Origin of the sequence: Flavobacterium branchiophilum FL-15, from assembly GCF_000253275.1 — a bacterium.
Classification (GTDB): Bacteria; Bacteroidota; Bacteroidia; order Flavobacteriales; family Flavobacteriaceae; genus Flavobacterium; species Flavobacterium branchiophilum.
Map to the genome: position 1 here is coordinate 3,187,669 of NC_016001.1, position 24,222 is coordinate 3,211,890.

Annotated in this window: 20 protein-coding genes; 9 read left to right on the forward strand and 11 right to left on the reverse strand. The window is 34.5% G+C overall.

Translation table 11 applies throughout. From position 1 onward, the window contains the following. Window positions 1-145: 145 nt before the first annotated feature. Genes truB through FBFL15_RS13840 form a run of 4 tightly spaced genes read right to left on the reverse strand, consistent with a single transcriptional unit; the run spans window position 146 to window position 2,796 of the window. The gene (truB, locus tag FBFL15_RS13825) at window positions 146-823 is read right to left on the reverse strand and encodes a tRNA pseudouridine(55) synthase TruB (RefSeq protein WP_014085169.1); all 678 of its coding nucleotides are present in this window, start codon (window positions 821-823) and stop codon (window positions 146-148) included. Beyond that, on the reverse strand, window positions 823-1,626 hold the full coding sequence (locus tag FBFL15_RS13830) for an undecaprenyl-diphosphate phosphatase (protein ID WP_014085170.1): 804 nt from the start codon (window positions 1,624-1,626) through the stop codon (window positions 823-825). The genes truB and FBFL15_RS13830 overlap by 1 nt, the downstream gene beginning before the upstream one ends. A gap of 1 nt (window position 1,627) precedes the next feature. Next, window positions 1,628-1,864 (reverse strand): DUF3098 domain-containing protein, encoded by a 237-nt coding sequence (locus FBFL15_RS13835; RefSeq protein WP_014085171.1) that lies wholly within the window; start codon window positions 1,862-1,864, stop codon window positions 1,628-1,630. A gap of 59 nt (window positions 1,865-1,923) precedes the next feature. Next, window positions 1,924-2,796, reverse strand: a complete 873-nt coding sequence (locus FBFL15_RS13840; protein WP_014085172.1) for a cell division protein FtsX — start codon at window positions 2,794-2,796, stop codon at window positions 1,924-1,926. Between the two features lie 490 nt (window positions 2,797-3,286). Between FBFL15_RS13840 and FBFL15_RS13845 the strand changes: the two genes are divergently transcribed. Continuing rightward, complete coding sequence (locus FBFL15_RS13845; protein WP_014085173.1) at window positions 3,287-6,850, forward strand: leucine--tRNA ligase; 3,564 nt, start codon at window positions 3,287-3,289, stop codon at window positions 6,848-6,850. Window positions 6,851-6,936: 86 nt separating this feature from the next. Here FBFL15_RS13845 and FBFL15_RS13850 read toward each other — a convergent pair whose 3' ends face one another. Continuing rightward, window positions 6,937-7,983 (reverse strand): sensor histidine kinase, encoded by a 1,047-nt coding sequence (locus FBFL15_RS13850; RefSeq protein WP_014085174.1) that lies wholly within the window; start codon window positions 7,981-7,983, stop codon window positions 6,937-6,939. Continuing rightward, entirely contained in the window at window positions 7,983-8,669 is a 687-nt protein-coding gene (locus FBFL15_RS13855) for a response regulator transcription factor (protein WP_014085175.1), read from the reverse strand. The genes FBFL15_RS13850 and FBFL15_RS13855 overlap by 1 nt, the downstream gene beginning before the upstream one ends. Before the next feature lie 238 nt (window positions 8,670-8,907). Here FBFL15_RS13855 and FBFL15_RS13860 point away from each other — a divergent pair, with 238 nt between their 5' ends. The 7 genes from FBFL15_RS13860 (at window position 8,908) to FBFL15_RS13890 (ending at window position 16,890) form a co-directional block, all read left to right on the forward strand. Then, window positions 8,908-9,240, forward strand: coding sequence for a T9SS type A sorting domain-containing protein (locus tag FBFL15_RS13860; protein ID WP_014085176.1), 333 nt, complete (start codon window positions 8,908-8,910; stop codon window positions 9,238-9,240). 183 nt (window positions 9,241-9,423) lie between these two features. Beyond that, window positions 9,424-10,515, forward strand: coding sequence for an SPFH domain-containing protein (locus FBFL15_RS13865; RefSeq protein ID WP_014085177.1), 1,092 nt, complete (start codon window positions 9,424-9,426; stop codon window positions 10,513-10,515). A gap of 23 nt (window positions 10,516-10,538) precedes the next feature. Then, entirely contained in the window at window positions 10,539-11,606 is a 1,068-nt protein-coding gene (locus FBFL15_RS13870; RefSeq protein ID WP_014085178.1) for a TFIIB-type zinc ribbon-containing protein, read from the forward strand. Between the two features lie 372 nt (window positions 11,607-11,978). Beyond that, window positions 11,979-12,527, forward strand: coding sequence for a DUF262 domain-containing protein (locus FBFL15_RS13875; RefSeq protein WP_014085179.1), 549 nt, complete (start codon window positions 11,979-11,981; stop codon window positions 12,525-12,527). 5 nt (window positions 12,528-12,532) lie between these two features. Then, window positions 12,533-13,540, forward strand: coding sequence for a DUF3696 domain-containing protein (locus FBFL15_RS13880; RefSeq protein WP_014085180.1), 1,008 nt, complete (start codon window positions 12,533-12,535; stop codon window positions 13,538-13,540). A gap of 1 nt (window position 13,541) precedes the next feature. Then, window positions 13,542-14,405 carry a hypothetical protein gene (locus FBFL15_RS13885; protein WP_014085181.1) on the forward strand — a complete coding sequence of 288 codons (864 nt, stop codon included), beginning with the start codon at window positions 13,542-13,544 and terminating at the stop codon, window positions 14,403-14,405. A gap of 1 nt (window position 14,406) precedes the next feature. Further along, window positions 14,407-16,890, forward strand: a complete 2,484-nt coding sequence (locus FBFL15_RS13890; RefSeq protein WP_014085182.1) for a hypothetical protein — start codon at window positions 14,407-14,409, stop codon at window positions 16,888-16,890. A 79-nt stretch (window positions 16,891-16,969) separates the two neighbouring features. Here the strand turns inward: FBFL15_RS13890 and FBFL15_RS13895 are convergent, their stop codons facing one another. The 3 genes from FBFL15_RS13895 to FBFL15_RS13905 form a co-directional block, all read right to left on the reverse strand. Beyond that, window positions 16,970-18,007: an NADP(H)-dependent aldo-keto reductase gene (locus FBFL15_RS13895; RefSeq protein ID WP_014085183.1), complete on the reverse strand. Its 1,038-nt coding sequence runs from the start codon at window positions 18,005-18,007 to the stop codon at window positions 16,970-16,972. 181 nt (window positions 18,008-18,188) lie between these two features. Beyond that, entirely contained in the window at window positions 18,189-19,154 is a 966-nt protein-coding gene (locus tag FBFL15_RS13900; protein ID WP_014085184.1) for an OmpA family protein, read from the reverse strand. Between the two features lie 141 nt (window positions 19,155-19,295). After that, window positions 19,296-20,060, reverse strand: coding sequence for an exodeoxyribonuclease III (locus tag FBFL15_RS13905; RefSeq protein WP_014085185.1), 765 nt, complete (start codon window positions 20,058-20,060; stop codon window positions 19,296-19,298). Window positions 20,061-20,349: 289 nt separating this feature from the next. Between FBFL15_RS13905 and FBFL15_RS13910 the strand changes: the two genes are divergently transcribed. Beyond that, window positions 20,350-22,152, forward strand: a complete 1,803-nt coding sequence (locus tag FBFL15_RS13910) for a GNAT family N-acyltransferase (protein WP_014085186.1) — start codon at window positions 20,350-20,352, stop codon at window positions 22,150-22,152. A 497-nt stretch (window positions 22,153-22,649) separates the two neighbouring features. Here FBFL15_RS13910 and FBFL15_RS13920 read toward each other — a convergent pair whose 3' ends face one another. Both FBFL15_RS13920 and FBFL15_RS13925 read right to left on the reverse strand, forming a co-directional pair. Then, a complete protein-coding gene (locus tag FBFL15_RS13920) occupies window positions 22,650-23,399 on the reverse strand; it encodes an HvfC/BufC N-terminal domain-containing protein (RefSeq protein ID WP_014085188.1) in 750 nt (249 codons plus the stop codon). Beyond that, window positions 23,396-24,217 (reverse strand): HvfB family MNIO-type RiPP peptide maturase, encoded by an 822-nt coding sequence (locus FBFL15_RS13925; protein WP_014085189.1) that lies wholly within the window; start codon window positions 24,215-24,217, stop codon window positions 23,396-23,398. Before FBFL15_RS13925 ends, FBFL15_RS13920 begins: the two co-directional genes overlap by 4 nt. Window positions 24,218-24,222: the final 5 nt, after the last annotated feature.

A 24,222-nucleotide genomic window follows, 5' to 3' on the forward strand; every position in this document is an offset into this window, starting at 1 on the left:
TTATTTGTTAAAGGTCATATAGTATTAATTGGTGTTTGTTTGTATCAAACAAGTTACAAAAGTCCAATTTATACTGTTTTGATTTTATAGTATATCTTTAAAAAAGATAAACTATTGTTTCAATTGGTTGGGAGTGCCCTAAAATTTATTTCAAATCTTCAATAGTCGATGCGTTTGCTACCTCAAAATCACCAATTTTGGTTCTTCTCAATTTACTTAAATGTGCTCCAGATTGTAAAGCTTTTCCAAAATCAAAAGCAATAGAGCGAATATAGGTGCCTTTGCTGCATTTGATTCTAAAATCGACATGGGGAAATGCTATTTTTGTAATTTCAAATTCATAAATAGTTGTTTTTCTGGAAGCAATTTCAACCGTTTCTCCTGCCCTAGCGTGTTCATACAACCGTTTTCCCTCTTTTTTGATGGCTGAAAAAACAGGTGGTTTCTGATCGATTTCGCCTAAAAAAAAAGTTACTGTATCAAATATTAATTTTTCTGTAATATGGTTTGTGTCAAATACAGCATCGATTTCCGTTTCCAAATCATACGATGGTGTGGTGGCTCCAAGGGTTATAGTACCCGTATATTCTTTAGGTTGTGCTTGTATTTCAGAAATTTTTTTTGTAAACTTTCCTGTGCAAACAATCAACAAGCCTGTGGCCAATGGATCTAAAGTTCCTGCATGACCAATTTTATATTTTTTGGGCAACCGGTAAGTGTTCATCAAATGGTATTTGAGCTTGTTTACCGCCTGAAAAGAGCTCCATTGCAGTGGTTTATCAATCAGAATTATTTGACCGTTTAAAATATCTTCGGCTTGCATTAGCTAACTGTTAATGGGTGAAAATAATGGATAATTAACAACAGAACTCCCAATACAATTCTATAATAACCAAACATTTTAAACCCATTTCGGGTTAAAAAACCAATAAAAAATTTAATAGAAGCATAAGCCACCAAAAAAGCCACAATATTGCCAATAGCTAGTATGCCCAAATTATCTGTATTCAATACTTCGGGACTGTCTTTATATACATCATAAATACTTTTGATAGTAGCTGCCAACATGGTGGGTACTGCTAAAAAAAACGAAAATTCGGCGGCTGATTTTCTGGTTAGCCCCTGTTGCATACCTCCAATAATGGTAGCAGCACTTCGGCTCAATCCTGGAAAAATTACGGCTAATGTTTGGTAGCACCCAATGGCAAATGCTTTTTTGTTGCTAATTTCTTTTTCGTCGTTGATACTCGGATTTTGAAACCAATTATCTACAAAAAGCAATATAAAACCTCCTAATAATAAAATTGTTGCAATAAATACAGGCGTTTCGAGCATGGCCTCTATGTGTTTTTTTAACAATCCACCTATTAATAAGGCTGGAATCACTGCAATGACGAGTTTGATATAAAATTGTATTCTTGTAAAATCAAAAAATTTACGCCAATAAATCACTACTACAGATAAAATTGCGGCCAGTTGAATTACAATTTCAAATAATTTAGTAAAATCATCCTCTGCAATTCCCATAAACGAAGAGGCTATAACCATGTGTCCTGTTGAAGAAATAGGCAAAAATTCCGTTAATCCTTCAATAATGGCCAAAATGAGGGCTTGAAGTAGGTTCATATTATTTGGTTTTTTTTAATATTGAATAAACGGTAATCCCAAATCCTACTAACACTAATGTAGGTGCCAATCTGATTCTTTGAAAATTAAAAACCGATTCGTTAAAAATTTGGGGATCTTGGCTGCCTCCGCCGCTCATCAATAAAAACCCTAAAGCAATTACCGCAAGTCCAACACCTAATATTTTGTAATTTTGACTTTCAAACAAAAACTCTTTTTTATTTTCCTTATCTTTCATTTTTTTTTAATTTTTTAATTTTATTGGTTCTTTTAGATTTTTTTTAGATTTTTTTAGATTTAATATAAATCATCCGTTCGTAAATTCAAAAAACGTTGAGTAGCAAAATAAGTACTAACACCCGTAATTAAAACCCCCATAAGTATAACCCCTAAAAACACATTGGCTATCATCATTTTATTGTCTAACAATCCTAAAGACAAGCTGCTTTCTAAATAAGTTAATGTAAAAAACAAAGCCACAACCGCTAACAAAGCACCTATAAGGCCTAAAGTCATGCTTTTTATAATAAACGGTTTGCGAATAAACCCTTTTGTTGCACCAACCATTTGCATGGTTTTTATAATAAATCGTTTAGAATGAATTGCTAATCGCAACGAACTATTGATTAACAAAACGGCAATAAACGCAAATACTCCGCTTATTACCAACATCCAAAAACTAACTTTTTGAATATTATCATTAACCAAATTAACCAATTGTTTATCATAAACAATATCGGCAACCATTGGATTTTTTCGCAGATAAGTTTCAATACTCAATATGCTTTTTTTATTTACATAACTGGCTTTCAAGTTGATATCGTAGGAGTTTTGCAATGGATTAACACCCAAAAACTGCATAAAATCCTCGCCAATAACCGCTACATGTTGCTTGGCCGCAGCTTCTTTTGAAACATAAACATATTTTTTGACAAAAGCCGTTTTGTTAAGCAAATGCCCAAAGGATTTGATGATGCTATCGTTGGCCTCTTTTTTTAAAAACACTGTCATGGCAATGTCTTCTTTAAAATCGTTGGCAATTTTTCTGGAATTGATCAAAAATAAAGCCAACATTCCTGTTAAAAACAAAACCAAAAAAATGCTCAAAACAACAGAAAAGTATGACGAAATTACCCTTCGCTTTTGAAAGTTGTCAAAAGATGTACTCATAATGAATTAAAATTTTGTGTAAAATTAATAAAGAATTTGATTTAAAACGCTCAAACTTTCTTTTTTCGTGCTTTAAATGTAAATTTGTGCTTTGAAATCGATATAAAGACATATTTTTTTTAATTTTGTTACCGATTTTGAATGCGGTTTTAAATAAAAATCAATTTGAATGCCATGAATATCCAAATTTTAAAAAATGAAAAAAATGAAAACGATCATCCCTATTTAGACAATTGCTTCCATTTTTTAACATCAAAATTATAAATTGATTCTTATGATTTATTTGTATAACTCCAATATTTAGAATGACTATTTTTTTATACAAATATTAAAACACCAATTTATATGATGTGCAACAGAAACAAACCCGATGACAAAAGATGCCATGATGGCTTCGAACTCATGCTATAAAATTGAGATTTGACTTGTCAGCAAAATTTTATTATAACATCAAAAAAAACGTTACCCAAGAGTAACACAAAACAATACTATGAAATATAATCCAAATGAAATTGAAGCCAAATGGCAAAAATATTGGGCAGAACATCAAACTTTTGCTGCTCAGCAACCATCATCGAACAACCAACAACCAAAATATTACGTTCTAGATATGTTTCCTTATCCATCGGGTGCAGGTTTGCATGTGGGGCATCCGCTGGGGTATATTGCTTCGGATATTGTGGCACGATACAAACGCCACCAAGGTTTTAATGTGTTGCACCCACAAGGCTATGATTCGTTTGGACTTCCTGCGGAGCAATATGCCATTCAAACCGGGCAACACCCTGAAAAAACGACCAAAGAAAACATTGCTCGATACAGAGAACAACTAGACAAAATTGGTTTTTCGTTTGATTGGAGCAGAGAAGTACGAACTTCAAATCCAGACTATTACAAACATACCCAATGGATTTTTATCCAATTATTTGAATCTTGGTACAACAAAAACACCGATAAAGCCGAAGATATTACCACCTTAATAGGTATCTTTGAAAAAGAAGGAAATGCAAACGTAAATGCGGTTTGTGATGACAACATTACTCCTTTTTCAGCCGAAGAATGGAACACATTTTCATCGGAAGAACAACAAAAAATATTGTTGCACTACCGCTTGACTTATTTGGCAGAAACCGAAGTGAATTGGTGCCCAGCCTTAGGCACGGTTTTGGCAAACGACGAAATAGTAAATGGCGTTTCAGAACGCGGCGGCCACCCTGTTATTCGCAAAAAAATGACCCAATGGAGCATGCGAATTTCAGCTTATGCCGAGCGATTACTACAAGGACTAGACACCATCGACTGGAGCGACTCCATAAAAGAATCACAACGCAACTGGATTGGGAAATCGGTGGGTGCGATGGTGCGATTTAAGGTTCTCACAGGGGCTCAAGAGGGAGATAATATACCTCACCCCCAACCCCTCTCCAGAGGAGAGGGGGGCGAAACCCCGCAAAAACATTATTTATCTGCTAATCCATTGTATGCTAAAGAACTAGTTGCTAATGCTCGAAATAACAGAAAGGAGTTTACTAATGCAGAAGGTGTTTTGTGGCAAGAAGTTAGAAATTCAAAACTAGGACATAAAATAAGAAGGCAACATTATATTGGCAATTTTATAGTTGATTTTGTTTGTTTAGACAAAAAACTAATCATTGAAGTAGATGGTGGATATCATAATGATTTAGAGCAAAAAGAAAAAGATGAAGAAAGAACGTTACTTTTAGAGCAAAAATATTTTTATAAAGTAATTCGATTCACCAATCAAGAGGTTGAAAACGATTTAAACACGGTTTTAAATACCATAAAAACAGCGTTAAACAATAGAGCGTCTGATTCCGGTTCGGCTCCCCTCTCCTCTGGAGAGGGGCTGGGGGTGAGGTCAATTGAAGTCTTCACCACCCGCCCCGACACCATTTTCGGAGTTACTTTCATGACTTTAGCTCCGGAGCATGAGTTGGTGGCAGAAATTACGACCCCAGAGCAAAAACAAGCCGTTGAAGATTATATCGAAAAAACAGCCAAACGTTCAGAACGCGAAAGAATGGCGGATGTAAAAACCATTTCGGGTGTGTTTACAGGAGCCTATGCCGAGCATCCGTTTACCCAAGAACCGATACCCGTTTGGATTGGCGATTATGTGTTGGCAGGCTACGGAACAGGAGCTGTAATGGCAGTGCCTTGTGGTGATGAAAGAGATTATGCGTTTGCCAATTTCTTTAAAGGTCAGAATGGAATGCCAGCAATTAAAAATATTATTAGCCCAATAAGTCCTAATGGAGAAATTGATGCCTCAGACGATTGCATCAAAGAGGAAGCTTTTGGAAAAAAAGAAGGTTTTGTTTTAAAAAATTCTGATTTTTTAGATGGGCTTGGCTATAAAGAAGCGACTAAAAAAGTTATAGAAGCATTAGAAGACATTGGCGAAGGAAAAGCCAAAGTCAATTATCGTTTGCGAGATGCGGTTTTTTCTCGACAAAGATATTGGGGGGAGCCTTTCCCGGTGTATTATGTAAATGGCTTGCCGCAAATGATAGACAAACAACACTTGCCCATTGTTTTGCCCGAAGTAGAAAAATACCTCCCAACAGAAGACGGGCAACCGCCATTGGGAAATGCAACAAATTGGGCGTGGGACATTGAAAAGTTGATGGTTGTTAGTTGTGAGTTGATAGATAATCAAAAGGTATTTCCTTTGGAATTGAATACTATGCCAGGTTGGGCAGGAAGTTCATGGTATTGGATGCGTTATATGGATGCGCATAATGAAAACGAATTTGCCTGTGAAGATGCCTTGAAATATTGGGAAAACGTGGATTTATACATTGGCGGAAGCGAACATGCCACTGGACATTTGTTGTATTCTCGTTTTTGGAATAAATTTTTGAAAGACAAAGGCTACGCACCAACCGAAGAACCGTTTAAAAAATTAATCAATCAAGGGATGATTCAAGGGTTTGTAGAATCAATATATTTAGAAAAAGCTAAAGGAATTTTTTTTACTCATTATGGGAAAAACAAAATTATTCCTTTATCCGAAGATAAAGTTTATAATATTTTTAGATCATCGGATTATAAGTCCCTAGAAATAAAAGACCTCGCACCTATAAATATACCTTCTGATTTGGTTAATAATTTAGGGAGTGACAAATCTCATCTAAATATTACAGGGTTAAAAAAGTTTATTTTTGAAAATAAAGAATTTCAAAACTCAGTATTTGTTACTAATGAGGGATACCTAATATGTGAAAATGCAATTGAATATTCCTTTTATAATTTTGAAAATGAAAAAATAATAAATTATAGTCATATAAATTCAGATTCAGATATTAATGTTGATATTAATTTCAAATTTCAAACAAAATCAGAAATAGGAAAAATGTCAAAAAGATGGAGAAACGTCGTCAATCCCGATGATATTTGCAATGAATATGGTGCTGATACCTTGCGATTGTATGAAATGTTTTTGGGTCCATTAGAACAAGCCAAACCATGGAATACCGCAGGAATTTCGGGAGTTTTTGGGTTTTTGAAAAAATTGTGGCGTTTGTATTGTGATGACGATAAGGTGCAAATAATTGATGCAGATCCTACCGCAGACATGTATAAAACATTGCACAAAACCATCAAAAAAGTAACCGAAGATATCGAGAATTTCTCGTTCAATACCTCTGTTTCGCAGTTTATGATTTGTGTAAACGAACTTTCGCAACAAAAATGCCATCACCGAGCTATTTTAGAACCTTTGGCACTCTTGATTTCGCCTTATGCGCCGCATATTGCCGAAGAATTATGGTCGGTATTGGGTTATGAAGGTTCGATTTCAAAAGTTGCGTTTCCAAAATTTGAGGAAAAATATTTGGTTGAATCCGAAAAAGAATATCCTGTTTCTTTCAACGGAAAAATGCGTTTTACCTTGAAATTACCTTTGGATTTAACCAAACAACAAATCGAGGAAATCGTAATGGCAGACGAAAGAACGCAACGCCAATTAGATGGAAAAGTGCCAAACAAGGTGATTATTGTGCCAGGAAAAATTATTAACTTGGTGGGTTAATCAAGAAAATGCTAGTATAATCCCTTTTTTTATTAAATAAAATAGATAAAAAAAGGGGTTTATATTCTAGTTGTTCCACTACCCTATTACTTTGAAACTTTAGACAATGTAAAAGTAAATTCAGATCCTTTTCCTAATTCACTTTCTACATTGATTTTTTCATTATGGGCTTCAATAATATGTTTTACAATAGAGAGTCCAAGTCCAGAGCCTCCTTCTGCTCGAGAGCCACTTTTGTCAACTCTAAAAAAACGTTCAAAAACACGTGATATATTTTGCTTGGAAATCCCTTCACCATTATCAGTAATTTTAATGATGATTTTATCATTTGTCAAATGTTCGATAGCAATTTCAGTAGTTCCTCTAGGTTTTCCATATTTGATAGAATTCATTACCAAATTGGTTAATACCTGTTGTATTTTTCCTTTATCGGCTATAACTTTTATATCTTTAAAATATTTTTTATCAAACATCAATATAATGTCTTTTTCAGATGCTTTCATTTCGAGCAAATCAAATACATTCTGAATGAGTTTTACAATATTAAATTCTGACAAATCCAAATTCATTTCTCCGTTTTCCAACTTGGTTATCATGTCTAAATCTTGCACAATATGTATGAGCCTTTCTACTCCAATTTCGGCTCTTTCCAAATATTTTTTACGGATTTGTTTGTCGTTCATTGCACCGTCTAGCAAGGTGGCAAGGTAGCCCTGAACCGTAAAAAGTGGGGTTTTGAGTTCATGAGACACATTGCCCAAAAACTCTCTTCGATAAGCCTCCCTTACTTTGAACATTTCGATTTCGATTTTTTTATCGGTCGCAAACTTTTTTACTTCGCGGGTTAGTGTGGCCATATCAGTTGTTATGGGTTGCGACTGCCATTCCGAGCGGTCCAGGATAGACACGTCGTCATATATTTTTTTCACTCTTTTGTAAATAAATCGTTCCACACGATATTGGATTACAAAAAATGAAAAAAAACCAAAGCCAATTGAAAAAGTAAAAAAGAACGGGTAAGAAAAAGTAAAAAAATAATGGGTTAAAATACAAACCCATAGAGAGGCAAACAGCGTAATATAAAAAGCTGATTTTAGGGCAAATTGATACGATTTTTTAAAATGAAGTGTCATTATAATTCTAATTTATACCCCACCCCTTTGATGGTTTTAAATAAATTTTCGTCGATTTTTTCACGAAGTTTTCTAATGTGTACATCAATAGTTCGGCCTCCAACAATTACTTCGCTCCCCCAAACTTTGTCTAAAATTTCGTCGCGTTTGAATACTTTTCCAGGCTTTGAGGCCAACAAATAGAACAATTCAAACTCTTTTCGAGGCAGTACAATTTCTACACCATCTTTGATGATTTTATATTCCTCTCGATTTATTTCAATACCGCCCACATTGATATTTTCTGTTACTTTTACCTCATCGGTTTTAAATCGTCTTAAAAGTGCTTTTACTTTACTAACCAATAGTTTGGGTTTGATGGGTTTTGTGATATAATCGTCGGCACCGGCATCAAAACCAGCTACTTGAGAATAATCTTCGCTACGAGCCGTTAAAAAAGCAATTACAATATTGCTCAACTCTGGTATTTTTCTGATGTGTTCACAGGCTTCCATACCATCCATTTCAGGCATCATTACATCCATAATAATCAAATGAGGGGTAACTTTCTTGGCCATTTGCACTGCTTCCCTACCATTTGTAGCTGTTATTATTTGGTAACCTTCTTGCGACAAATTGTAACCAACTATTTCTAAAATATCTGGTTCGTCATCTACTAAAAGTATCTTGAGGTCTTTCTTTTTCATTATCAATAGTTTACAAAAAAAACAAAATTTCACACGTCTTTTTTCGATGGTAAATATAAAAAGAAATACGTAAAAAAGACCGCTCTTAACCATAAATTAATATTGCAAACAATTTGTTAATATGGTACTCGAAGGCCTCAAACGCAGGAATTTAAAAAAAATTGTTAAAAAAAGATTTTATTTGGCATTATTATTGAAAATATTTTATATCTTTGTTGTACCCAAATAACACAATATCATGAAAAAGCAACACACAGTATTAATCGTCCTTTTGATTGGGCTCTTTTCTTGGAGTATGAACGCCCAAGACATGAAGTCTTCTCGAAATTCTGACACACCTATTGAAGGATTGAGCTTTTATCCAAACCCTGCTAGTAATGGTAAAATTTACATCAGTTCAAAATCTGGAGCCGATAAAGAAATTACTATTTTTGATGTTCTTGGCAAAGTTGTACTTCAATCCGAATTGACTGCTAGAGAGTTAAACATCTCTAACTTAAACCCTGGTGTTTATATAATTCAATTCAAAGAAGGAGAGGCAACAGCCACCCGAAAACTAATTGTTAGATAATTATTTAATATTTTAAGAAAAAAAGCCAATAGAAATATTGGCTTTTTTTGTGAATCTTATATTATTAAATAAAACTAAATTCCTTGGTGTGATGCTCACAAAAATTCTTTATTAAAAAATAAAGGTACATATTTTGTAATATGTAAAAATAGTTTATTTTTACAAAAAATAAACACTACTAGTATGGGAATATTTGATAAATTAAGAAACGAGTTTATAGACATTATAGAATGTATTGATCAAGGAAGCCAAACAATTGTTTGGCGGTTTGAACGATATCAAAATGAAATAAAAAATGATGCCAAACTCATCGTTCGAGAAGGCCAACAAGCTGTATTTATTAACGAGGGTACAATTGCCGATGTTTTTTTGCCGGGCACATATACGCTAAACACCCAGAATTTACCGCTGTTAAGTACCCTACAAGGTTGGAAGTATGGATTTAACAGTCCGTTCAAAGCAGAAGTGTACTTTGTGAGTACCAGACAGTTTATTGATCAAAAATGGGGTACAAAAAATGCCATTACACTAAACGACGACCGATTTGGTATGCTCGAAATTAGGGCTTATGGCAATTATTGTTTTAGGATAACAGATGCCGGAAAGTTTATCAAAGAAATTGTTGGTACCGAAGGGGTTTTTACAACAGATGCCATTGGCGATCAACTTCGAACCACAATTGTAACCCGATTTACAGATGCCATTGGCGAAGCTAAAATTCCTGTTGAGAGTTATGCTGCCAATTTAAACGAATTATCTCAAACTATTTTTAGTTATATGCAAGATGATTTTGCAGCTTATGGCATGGAAGTGAGTCAATTTTTGTTGGAAAATGTTTCGATGCCCGACGAAATCAAAAAAGAAATTTTTGAATTGAGCCGATTGAACAAAATAGATATCACTAGATTAACGCAATATAAAACTGCACAAGCCATAGAAGCAGCTGCACAAAATCCATCGGGAGTTGCAGGAGCTGGTGTAGGTATGGGAGCAGGTTTTGCAATGGGCAATCAAATGAATCAAGCATTTAATACAGCACAAAACCCAGTGTCGCCTCCACCTTTGCCAAGCAGTATAGCTTACTTTGTGGCATTAAATGGACAACAAGCAGGACCTTTTGCCGAAAGTCAGTTGTTAGACCTCATCCAAAAAGGGCAACTTACTACAGAATCGCTTATTTGGTTTCAGGGTGCTAGTGGATGGCAAAAAGCAGGATTGGTTGCAGCCATTTCGGGATTATTTTCACAATCACCGCCACCATTACCAAACGTATAACTCCTAGTATTATAAAAAAATTTATGGAAATACCATCTACCAATTTAAATACTATTGGTTGTAAAAATTGTGGTGCTTCGTTACAATACAAACCCGGAACTTTTAGTTTGGTTTGTGCCTATTGTGGATCAAAAAACGATATTGCAGTAAATTATCAGCCATTAGCATTATTAGATTATGAACAATATTTGGAAGCCTCTGAAAATGATCATGTTGCAGTACAAAAAATTATTCATTGCAACCGTTGTGGTTCTAGTACAACTACTACAAGCGATGTGCAATCAACACATTGCTTGTATTGCAACAATCCGCTTGTAGCTTCAGCCATTCAAAACGAACGGTATATAAAACCGCAATACATCCTGCCATTTGACGTAGATCAAAAAGAAATAGCAACACTTTTAACTCAATGGGTAGATAGCATGTGGTTTGCACCAGATCATTTGAAAAAAGCGGCATTGTCGCCCCAATATTTAAAGGGTATTTACCTCCCATTTTGGAGTTTCGACCTGCAATCAACCACTCAATATACTGGCGAACGTGGGGAGGAATACACTGTAACTGTTGGCTCAGACGAAAACGAACGCACAGAAGTAAGAACCAGCTGGTACTATACAGAGGGTACCGTGAGGCTTCATCATCAAGAGGTATTAACTGCCGCATCGGGCAAAGTAGCCCAACATTACATAAAGCAATTAGAACCTTGGGACTTAGATGAGTTAGTGGCCACACAAGATGCTTATTTGAGTGGTTTTTTGACAGAAAAATACCAAATTAAGCTTCAAGATGGTTTGGACGCCATCATGGATACTATTGATGCCGCCATACAAGATGGTGTTTACGAAGATATTGGAGGAGACAAACAGCACATTTCGACGATGGATAAGCATTATCAGCATATTAAATTCAAGCACATATTGTTGCCTTTATATGCTTGTTCCTATCCATTTGAAGGTAAAATGTATCATTTTTATATTAATGGAAGAACAGGAGTTGTAGTAGGAGATAGACCATATAGTACAACCAAAATTGTATTGGCCATCCTTTTGGGGCTTATTATATTGTTAATTATTGTAATACTTGCACAATAATTGACATGCGTTTTATTATCAAAAAAATAGCTTTAGCATTGGTCAAAGAAATATCATAATAAAAATTTAACCGTAAATTCTTATAAATTATAAAAATGAGTTTGGTATTTGGAAATATTTCAACCCATGAATCTAAAAATATATGTTGATGGATTGATGATGATTTTTTATCGTTAATGTCCTTTTATAATACTATTAGAACCCACATACAATATCAAATTTATAAAATGACCTACAAAAACATCCGAGAAGAAGCATTGAAAAACAAAGTGGGTGGTGATTGGTTGAATTGTAAATGAAATTGTAAATTAAGGAATATCATTGGTTTAAAATAGATAAAAATACTATTTTTGTAACCTCAAGAATTAGTATATGGAAAACATGGATAAAGAGAATTTTAATGAAATAGAAGGAGAAGAAACATTAAGTTTTGAAGCGAAGGAGAAATTAAACAAACCAGACGAAGAAAATCCTTATCCTTATGAAAATATCAACATTGGGAGAGATAATTTTTCTGCTTTTGAATTGCATAGAAAATATAAAAATGGAGATATTATATTAGTTCAAGAAAAGTCAAATTGGGATTTAATAAAAAAGTCAAAATTCATTGAATCTATTTTATTAGGATTTCCTGTGCCTCTATTTTTTGTTAAACAAAACGATGAAGGCCAATTAATAGTTTTAGATGGTAATGAGCGTCTTAAATCGATTTTTGAATTTATAGAAAATAAATATGCCCTAAAAAATTTAGAAATTTTAAAAAATTTCACAAATTGTTTTTTTAGTAATCAAGACAAAGCTTTTTCATTACCTATCAAATATAAATCAAGGTTAGAAGATGTAAGTTTTTCATTTAGTATTATTAAAAAACCAACAGCTGAAAATATTATTCAAAAATTAATAGAAAGAATAAAAAATTAAACAAAATGATTAACAATTTACAGATAAATGGGTTTAAATGTTTTGATGAAATTGCTATTGATTTAGGAAAAATCACCCTTTTTAGCGGAACTAATTCATCAGGAAAATCTTCTGCTATTCAAGCATTGTTAGTTATGGATAATGCAATTAAAAATCCTACCTCGCCCTTAAATGGCGCTTGGCTCGATTTAGGAAAATTTGATGAGACCAGAAACTTTATTACTCGTCCCAATCAATTTTCTATAAAAATTAATCAAGAAGCTAAAACAAACACTTTTACTTGTTTAGAGAACGAAACCAAACCTGATTTTAATTTCAATTTTGACTTAAATTATCTTTCAGCTAATAGAATTGGTCCTCAAAATACCTATCAAAAAAATTTCGACACTAAAACTTTAATTGGAGAAAAAGGCGAGTTTTTAATGGATTTACTTTATAAATACAGAAATCTCAAAATAGATGGAGAAAGGCAAATAAGCCAAGCAAATGGGAATTTAGAATATCAAGTAAATAGTTGGCTCAAAAAATTATTTAATGTAAAATTAGAACTCGAGGATTTAGGAATTACCAATTTATTGTCTGCAAAATATTCTCAAAATAATAACAAGCAGATTAGACCATACCATATCGGAACAGGAATAAGTTATGTGGTAGGCATCTTAATTTTAGGCTTATATTTGCCAAAAGGAAGCATTTTAGTTGTAGAAAATCCTGAAATTCATTTGCACCCAAAAGCACAATCTGAATTAGCCAATTTCTTTTGTTTTATTGCTAATGCGGGTGTTCAGGTTATTATAGAAAGCCACAGCGACCATATTTTTAACGGCATTAGAAAATCTGTTTTTAATAAAACCATTTCAAACAATGATGCAAAAATTCACTTTTTTGAAATGAAAGACGATGTTTCTGTTAACCATTTAATCAATCTATCTGAAAAAGGTAAGATTTTAGATTATCAAGAAGGATTATTTGACCAGTTTGATAATGATTTAAACGTTTTATTAGGATTTTAATATGGAAGTTTTAATCAACGAATTATCTTTAAATGGACAAAATCAATCTATTCAAGATTTTATCAATACTTCTTTTGTTAGATTTATTGAAATTTTTCAAATATTAGAAAAACAAAAAATATATCCATATAAAAAATACGATTTTTATAATTCTAAAATCACTGAAACTGAAAATTTTCAATCTTTATTTCATTTAAAAAATGTTGCAGGAATTTCTGATGAAATAAAAAAATATAGAACTATTGCTGATAAATGCTTGTCTGAACCCTTTTGGGAAGAAAATCAACAACATGATTCTAATAAAGTTTATTTGTATAAAAATCAAAATGTTAGCAATACTTCAATAGCGGAAGCGTTTGAACGAAATGCAACTTTGCTTTCGTTTGTTCCATCTGATTTTAATGAAAAACAAATTGAAGTTTCAAAAGAAAATCAATCTAAAAATCTAATTAATTTCAGCGATAAAAAGCATTTATTGGAAACTCTTTATGAAAATAAACTGCTTAATTTTCATCTGTTTTGTTTAAACTATTTTAGAGGAACTAAATTAAGTTTTGAAAATGTGAATTTTGAAAAGTCTTTTAATAAAATTAATGAAAGGAATGATGAAATAGCTTATTTGAATTCATTTTTATCATTTATTGAAAAATCTTGGGGAGATATTTTGGCACAAGGCGGAAAAGGTAAAAATAAAGTAGGCTTAGCATACAGTAATTATCACGATCAGAATTATTTTACAAATTATAATTGTACTTCAGATATTTATAAATTTGACGCTACATTAAAAGCAAGAGTTTTAGGATATAGAGATAAAGATGTTTTTTATGTTTTAGAATTTGATACAGACCATAGATTAAGCGATTAAAATGAAATACAAAAACATCCGAGAAGAAGAACTAAAAAACAAAGTTGGAGTCGATTGGTTCAAGGGTTTTGACACTACAGAAATACTTGGTAATATTGATTTTACGGTGTTTCCAAAGCAAGATTATATGTTTGGAAGAGTGCCACTACTTTGGGCTGAAGCTAAAACAGGCAACTTTGATGTGGTGGCTATGTTTGTACAGTTGATTTTAACAATTGGCAAGGCTAGAACTTTTGACAAAACCCTTCCGCCTGCTTTTCTAGGTGCGTTTGATTTCGTGAAAATGGCTTTTGTTCCGTATAGCCATGTGCAAGATATTTTTTATCTCAATGATTTCAACTGGAATGTGACGCCCAGCAACCACGAAACCAAAGAATTTCAACTCATTAAAGAGCGAATTGAAGCCACACTAAAAGATAAAACCTATATTTTTGATTACGAAAAAGAGGCAAATGAACTACATACTTTTATTAAAAACAACATTGCCAATGCTACCACAACTTCCAAGTTAAAAATTGATAAAAACAATTTTATCCCTATTTATTTGCGATGGCTAGAAGTTATAAAACCCATTATCGATGTCAATTGGGACGACCTGAAAAAAGCGAACATTTTGGACAGCGATTTCTATTTGGCTGATCTTTTTGTGGATGACAATGACACCAATGAAATTGACGACGACACCACCATTAGAGACAATTTGTTTGTGGTTTTTCAAAATCAAGGGTATAAAATTGCCAAAGAAAACCTGCGTCAAATGTTTGATGCCTCCATCAACATTAAAAGCAAAGAAACGTATCAAAACTTTTGGAAAATTTATAAACGCCCACCCATCAATGAATATCACGATTATTTTATTGAAAGAAGGGATTTATTAGTACCACAAGACATTCGCGAACGAAAAGGGGCATTTTTTACCCCTCGTATTTGGGTAGAATTGTCCCAAAAATACCTCACCGATTATTTAGGCGAAAACTGGCAAGAAGATTATTTTATTTGGGATTGTGCCGCAGGAACAGGAAATTTATTAGCGGGTCTCAACAACAAATACCACATTTATGCCAGCACATTAGACCAAGCCGATGTAAATGTCATGCACGAACGCATAGAACACGGTGCCAACTTGCTGAAAAACAACGTATTTCAATTTGATTTTTTGAACGACGAATTTTTGCCCATTTCCAAAGGTGGTAAAATGCCCGATAGTTTGTATGCAATTATCACCAACGAAGAAAAGAGAAAAAAATTAGTGGTATATATCAATCCGCCGTATGCAGAGGCTACTTCATCAAGAACGGTTACAGGTACAGGCGAAAATAAAAGTGGTGTTACTACCAATTTTAAGATAAATGAGTATTTTAAACCTAAAATTGGTGCTGCTACTAATGAAATTTTTGCTTTGTTTATGGCAACAATATACGAGAAAATTCCTGGGTGTATTTTAGGTCAATTTTCCAAATTAAAATTTGTAAATGGTTCCAATTTTAAAAAATTCAAAGACTATTTTTTAGCAGAATATGGTTGTGGATTTATAGTGCCTGCTGAAACATTTGATAATGTGAAAGGAAAATTCCCAATTGGTTTTACAGTTTGGAATACCGCAAAAAAAATTAAAATAAAAACCATAAAAACTGATGTATTTGATAAAAAAGGGAATTATAATTCAAGCAAAAATTTTTATGGGGCATTACCAGATAGTATAAATAAATGGATAAAGTTATTCGACGATAAATCAAAAATGGGCATAGGTTTTATGGAAAATCCTGCTCCTGATTTTCAAAATAACAATTTTTTAACTTTTACATTACAGATTGGTACAAGACACGTAAATTATTTTTCATTTAAAAGAGACAATTTAATTCAAGGGTTAATTTATTTTTCTGTTAGAAATTGTATTGAAGCTAACTGGATGAATGACCGAGATCAATATTTATACCCAAATGACGGTTGGCAAAAGGATAAAAAATTTCAAAACGATTGTTTAGCTTTTGCACTTTTTCATGGTCAAAATAGAATTTCTAGTAAAGATGGCACCAACCACTGGATTCCTTTTACAGAATATGAAGTCAATGCACAAGCGAAGTTTGAAAGTAATTTTATGACCGATTTTATAAAGGGAAAAATAGCGCCAATAGAAGATGTTATAACTATTTTTACTATTGTTACAGAGCCAAAGGCTCATTATGAAGTTCCTTTAAAATTCTCTGAAGTAGCAAAGTCTGTTTTTGATGCGGGTCGTGAGTTGTGGAAGTATTACCATAAAACCATTCCGCACAATGCTCCTGCTTCGGGTGCTGGTGGTATTAATGCTTCATTATACGATATAAGAGCATATTTTCAAGGCAGAAACGACAAAGGCAGAATGAACTCCAAAAGCGATGATGTTACTTATATGGAATTGATTGGTAATTTGCGGGAAGCACTTGCTATTCTAGCCGATGCCATCAAGCCAAAAGTGTATGACTATGGGTTTTTGAAGGAGTAGTTTTATGTACCCAGCCAGGAGTTATAATCCAAGACTGGGTATAAAAAACCAGTTAGAAATTGGCAGTTGTTTTGTTATATTACGGGGCCGGATTTGAAATTTGAGCATGAACGCTGTCTATTGCCATCAAAATGTCGTTTGATAAGTCAACGTTGATGGACTTGATGTTTTGGTCGAGTTGTTCCAAACTTGTGGCACCAATAATGTTAGCCGTTACAAAGGCTTGTTGGTTTACAAATGCTAGTGCCAAGTCGGTGAGGGTAAGCCCAAAGTTTTGAGCTATTTCCAAATACCGTTTGGTTGCGGCCGTACTTTGTGGGCTGCTGTATCTGGCATATTGAGGAAACAAGCTCAATCTAGCTTTTGGATGGCTTTCGCCCGTTAGAAATTTGCCCGTAAGTACTCCAAAACCTAAAGGCGAATAAGCTAAAAGCCCTACATTTTCTCGAATACTCATTTCGGCAAGTCCTACTTCAAAAGACCGATTGAGCAACGAATAAGGATTTTGAATGGTTTTGATACGAGGCAACTGAAAGGTTTTGCTTTCTTCTAAAAATCGCATCATGCCCCATGGTGTTTCGTTTGAGAGGCCTATGTGTCTTACTTTTCCTTGTTTTATAAAATTTTGTAGCGTTTCCAATACTTCGTGAATGTTGTCTGTCCAGGCATCGTCTTGAACTTTGAAGCCTAGCTGTCCGAAGCAATTGGTTTTGCGTTCGGGCCAATGCAGTTGGTAGAGGTCCAAATAATCTGTTTGCAAACGGCTAAGACTTTGATCGAGAGCCAATTGCAATGTTTTGGGTGCAAAATCCATGTTGTTTCTCATAAAGCTCAAACCAGGATTTGGCCCTACAATTTTAGAAGCCAAAACCACTTGGTTTCTTTTGCCTGATTTTTGTAGCCAAGTACCAATAATTTTTTCGGTGCTGCCAGAAGTTTCTTTTCTAGCTGGAACGGCATACATTTCGGCAGTGTCTATAAAATTGATGCCTTTTTCTAATGCAAAATCCAGTTGGGCATGGCCTTCGAGTTCGGTGTTTTGTTCGCCAAAAGTCATTGTGCCAAGACATATCTTGCTCACTTCTATATCGGTTTGGGGTATTTTAGTGTATTTCATTTTGATTGATTAAAATTGAATGTTTGGGTTCATTATATGATAGCTATGGGGTTACTGTACTCTTAAAAGTGTATGAATGGTGCTGAAGAATTGAAATGGGTTGCCATTATTTGGCTACCCATTTTAGGCCTGTTTTATATTGTATTACAGGCTAATTGTTGCAAAAAAAAGGCTTCAAAACTCAATTCAGTTCGTTCAACATTTTGGAAATTTCGTCTAATTTTGGGGTCAATATAATTTCGATTCGTCTGTTTTTGGCTTTACCGTCTGGGGTGTCGTTGCTCATAAGCGGTGCAAACTCCCCTCTACCAGCAGCGGTAAGGTTTTCGGCTTTGATGGATTTATTTTCTGTTAATATTTGTACAATTGCGGTGGCTCTTTTGGTAGATAAATCCCAGTTGTTTTCGATTTGTCCCACAGGACTTCCAAACTTGTCATTGTCGGTATGGCCTTCTATGAGTACGGCAATTTCGGGGTTTTGAGCTAAAATTTTTCCTACTTCTACGACTGCTTTTTTACCTTCGGACCCTACAGCCCAGCTGCCTGTTCCAAAAAGCAATTTGTTTTCCATGGATACATATACTTTGCCGTTTTTTTGTTCAACCGTTAGGCCTTTGCCTTCAAAACCATTTAGGGCTTTGGAGAGCGATTCTTTGAGTTTTTTCATGCTGGCTTCTTTGGCATTTATCAGGGCTTCAAGTTCTTGAAGTCTTGTGGTGTTTTCGGCCAAATCGGATTTGGTTTTATTGAATTTTTCTTGCTCGTCGGCAAGGGCTTTTTCTTTTGCGTCGAGTTGGGCAAGCAAGTCTCTGTTTTTGGCCATATTGGCTTTGATGGATTCGTCGCTGTTTTTTTCGAGAGATTTATAGGCTTCTTGCAGGTTTTTAAGGTTTTTTTCGGAGGTTGCAAGATCGGATTGTAGTTTTTTATGTTCTGCTTTTAGTTTGGTTAATTCGTCTTGGGTTTTGGCAAGAGTATTTTCGAATTGGTTTTTTTGTTGTTGTAAAAGGTCTGTAAAATCGACTAATTTACGGTTTTCTTTTTTTAAATCGGCATATTTGCTTTCTAAGTCTTTATAGGTTTTTTTTGATACACAGGCGGTTGCAAGTGTTAATAATAGTAGTGTTAGGGTTGTTTTTTTGATCATTTTGAAAGGGGTTTTTGTTTTATTTATAATGAATATGCTTTATTGCAGAGGTGCCACTAGCCCAGACAGGAACGACATCCTTTTGTTTTTTTCTTTAAAAAACAAAAGATATAGTGGATGGCTGGAAATAGCTCCAAAAGATTATACATCGATTTCGACTACAATGGGGCAATGGTCGGAGTGCATGGCCTCTGGGAGTATAACGGCTCTTTTGAGGTTTTGTTGCAAATTTTGGGTGGCCAGGTGGTAGTCTATCCGCCAACCTTTGTTGTTGCCTCTGGCTCCTGCTCTGTAGCTCCACCACGAATATTGGTGTGGTTGTTGATTGAAATGCCTAAAAGTGTCTATAAAACCTGAATTTATAAAATGGTCTAGCCAAGCTCTTTCTTCGGGTAGAAAACCCGACACGTTTTTATTTCGAATGGGGTCGTGGATGTCGATGGCTTGATGGCAAATGTTGTAATCGCCACAAATTAAGAGGTTTGGGACTTGGGTTTTGAGTTGGTCTATATAGGATTTGAACTCGGCCATGTATTGAAATTTGTATTCCAATCGGTCGTCGTTTGTACCAGAAGGCAGGTAGAGGCTCATGATAGAAATGCCCTCAAAATCGGCTCTGATGTTTCTACCTTCAAAATCCATGTGTGCAATGCCTGTTCCAAAAACGACATTTTTTGGTGCTGTTTTCGACAAGATGGCTACGCCGCTATAGCCTTTTTTTTGAGCTGGGAAATAATATTGATAAGGATATCCCGCCAATGTTATTTCGGCTTGTGGTATTTGATCGGTTGTTGCTTTGATTTCTTGTAAGCAAATCACATCGGGATTGGCCTGTTGTAGCCAAGTGATAAAACCTTTGTTGATGGCGGCCCTAATGCCGTTTACGTTGTATGAAATAATTTTCATTTTTTATATATTAATTTAATATTTTTATTAAAAAAATGTAACTTTGTGTATTTTGATGTATAAATTATGTGTTTTAAATATGAATTGAAGCCTATACAAACAATGGCGACAAGGCATGGAGTATGGTTGATTGTGTTATTTGGATAGCAGCAACCTAGATACTAATAAAGTTCAAAAGTAATAAAAAAGCAAGCAGTCTAAAAAGAAAAAGTGTAATAATTTAAAATGTTAGTTTGAATTTGATGTTTTTTTTTATCTTTGTTTTTTGCTAAATAAACTAAAAGATAATATGGGATTAGTTACCGCTAAAGAAGTTGCAAAGGCAATAAATACTGATAAATATGGAGTTTTCGGAACTTTTTCGGGTTGGTTATTGATGAAAATTTTAAAAATTTCGACCTTAAATGATATTTACGACCGCAACAAACACCTTTCGGAGGTAGCCTTTTTGAATGCAATTTTGGATGAATTTCAAATAAGGTTTGAAATTCCTGAAGAAGATTTGAAACGATTGCCAAAAGGAGGTGCCTATATCACGATTTCCAATCATCCGCTTGGCGGTATAGATGGCATTTTGTTATTGAAATTGATGTTAGAACGAGAGCCTAATTTTAAAATTATAGCTAATTTTTTGTTGCACCGCATCGATCCGATGAAGCCCTACATCATGCCCGTAAATCCATTTGAAAACCACAAAGATGCTAAGTCGAGCGTGGTGGGTATTAAGGAAACTTTTCGGCATTTGAAGGAAGGCAAACCGCTGGGAATGTTTCCGGCGGGCGAGGTATCTACTTACAAAGATGGCAAGCTTATGGTGGACAAACCATGGGAGGAAGGGGCGATGAAAGTGATTAGAAAAGCACAAGTGCCTGTTGTTCCTATTTATTTTCATGCTAAAAACAGTTGGCTTTTTTATATTTTATCAAAAATTAGCGATAAGTTTAGAACCGCTAAACTGCCCTCTGAATTGCTGACACAAAAACACCGTGTGATTAAAGTTCGGATAGGAAAACCCATTTCGGTTGCCGAACAAAATGACTATGAAACGATAGAAGAATATAGTGAGTTTTTGAGAAAAAAAACCTATATGCTTGCCAATCCATTTGACAAAGAAAGTAGGTTGTTGAGTACACCCAATTTGAAAATACCACGTAGTCCAAAAGAAATTGTTACTCCTGCAAATCAGGACAATATGGTGTCGGAAGTGTGCAAGCTACGTACTACAAATGCCCGATTGTTGCAAAGTAAAAACTATGAAGTGTTTTTTGCAAGAGCAGAAGAAATACCAAATATACTGCACGAAATTGGCAGATTGAGAGAAATTACTTTTAGAGAAGTTGGCGAAGGTACCAATAATTCTATAGACATTGACCGATTTGACACCTATTACCACCACATGTTTTTGTGGGACGAAGAAGCACAAAAAGTGGCTGGGGCCTATCGAATGGGGTTGGGATCTGAAATATATCCAAAAATGGGTATGGATGGGTTTTATTTGAACGAATTGTTTCGATTTGAACCAGAATTACACGATATGATGCACAAATCTATCGAAATGGGTAGGGCTTTTATCATCAAAGACTATCAACAACGGCCAATGCCTTTATTCTTGCTTTGGCGTGGCATCATGCACACTACATTGCGGTATCCCGAGCATAAATTTTTGTTGGGCGGTGTAAGCATTAGCAACCAGTTTTCGGATTTTTCAAAATCGTTGATGATTGAGTTTATGAAATCTAATTATTATGACCCCTATATTGCACAATACATTCATCCAAAAAAGGAATTTAAAGTAAAACTTAAAGATGCCGACAAGGATTTTATTTTTGATGAAGTAGAATGTGATTTGAATAAATTTGACAAAATTATAGACGAGCTAGAACCCGGTAGCTTGAGACTTCCTGTATTGATAAAAAAATACATCAAACAAAATGCCCGTTTGGTAGCTTTTAATGTAGATCCGCTGTTTAACAATGCCGTAGATGGCTTGATGTATATTCGAATTGCAGACATACCCGAAAGCACCATGAAACCTGTAATGGAAGAGTTTCAGGCCGAACTCGAACGCAAAATTAGTGAAAAAGAAGTGTAATACAATATGAGCTCCTGCAACTAGTATTTTTTCGAAGAATATATTGGTTTTCAACTATTTTTAAACTTGGTTCATTCTTGTATTTGTGGCTTTTCGAATTCCATTTCAAACAAAAACGCAGCGTAAATCAAATATACATATAAAATAGCCCAATCTATTGGTTCTTTTTTGTTAAAAAATGGCTCCATTTCGGAAGTGTCTTCTCTATAAAACAAAAAATCAAAATCTGTCAAACAATCAAAAAAATAAGCCAATTTCAACAACGATTCCAAACTAATTTGCCCCGTGGTTTCAAAGCGTTATAAACTTACCAACGAAACACCTGCTCGTGTGGCTACTTCCTACTGCTATACCGTCTTTTTCTAATTCTTCAAAATCATAAGCTAGAAAGGCAATTTAAAAATCATTGCGTAATTTACCATAATAGTAAAGTCCGCAACATTTGATGTCAAATTTCGTAGAACAACTTCAACAAAAAAACAGGTTTTTTACCCCGCTTAGGTTTTTTTATACCCCAAAATCATACTTTTTGATTGTGCAAAAGCAATAAAATCCTTTACAAATGTTGTTGCTTTTTCTATATCTTTTTCATATTCAATAAACGTTTGAATAAGGTCGTTCGTTGTAGTGTCTTTTTCATGAAGGGCAAGCAACAAGGCTACTACGGGATAACTCAAATCATGAAACGCTACTTGCTTGGTTTCAAAATTTCGATGAATAGCAACAAAATATTGGCCTTTGTCTGCCTTTGTAATTTTTTTAATTTTCTTCTGATGAATGGGAAATGATAAAGGCAAAATCCGAATTTCTGGATTGGGAACAACAATATCTTGATTGGAGTTTGACTTTGTTTTAAACGCTTCAAAAGGCAAGTCTTCCATCATAAAAACTTCAATTTCGAGCCATTCATATTGCAGCAATTCTTGAATAAAATCAAATTCTTTTTTGAATGGCAGTGGGTTTTTTTCATAATAGTCGCAAAACTCTTGTGGGAGTTTCCAAACTTGTGGGGTTTGGCATTGATGATTTTCAAAAAAATAAGACACCATTTTTTTCCAACGCTTTTTTCCAACATGTTTTCTAGTCAAAGGAAAAGCATTTTTGAGGGTGTCCTTCACCACATTAAAAACCAACCGACGGTATTGAAAAGTGTGTTCCTGAATGCTTGTTTCGGGTTCGTTTACACCTGTTCTACAGTAATTTCCCAAATCCATTTGAAGCGAAAAAGAATGGCTTTTAGTTGTCATAACGTATTGATTTTTAGTGCATTATTTTTAATTTTTCGCAAATTATCCAGTTCCAATTGCAAGTCGGAGAGCGCTGGAATATTAAAATCCCTTTCAAGCAAAATGGGAGTATTTGGAGCAATTTTCGGCAAAGTATAGGCTAAAAGTTCAAAAACAGGATCAATAATTGCGGCACCGTGGGTGTCTATAATTAAGCGGTCGTTTACCTGAAAATGCCCCGCAATATGAAGGTATTTGACTTTTTCTAAAGGCATTTTCGAGATAAAATCTTTTTCATTATAGCCGTGATTAAAGGCATTGACATACACATTGTTCACATCAAGCAGGAGTTCACAACCAGCCCTTTCGACAATTTCATTTATAAATTCGGCTTCCGTCATTTCGGCTTTCAAAACGGTATAATAACTCCCGTTTTCCAAAATAAGTTGTCGCCCTAAAATATCCTGAACTTTTTGGATATTTTCTACCACTTTGTCTATGGCTTCTTGTGTAAACGGAATGGGCAACAAATCATACAAATGGGCATTGTCTATTTTAGAAAAGGATAAATGTTCTGAATACAAAACCGCCTGTGTTTCGTCCAAAAATTGCTTGACTTGTTTGACAAAAGCCACATCAACCCCTTCTGGACTGCCCACAGACAGCGACAAACCATGACAATACAAAGGATATTTGTCCAATACTTTGTATAATTCTCGCTTCCAATAGCCGCCAATGCCAATCCAATTTTCGGGGGCAACCTCAACAAAATCAGGTTGTAAATCAGACGAATTTAAAAATGCCGATGAAAATTCTTTTCGATACCCAATGCCTACCATTTTCT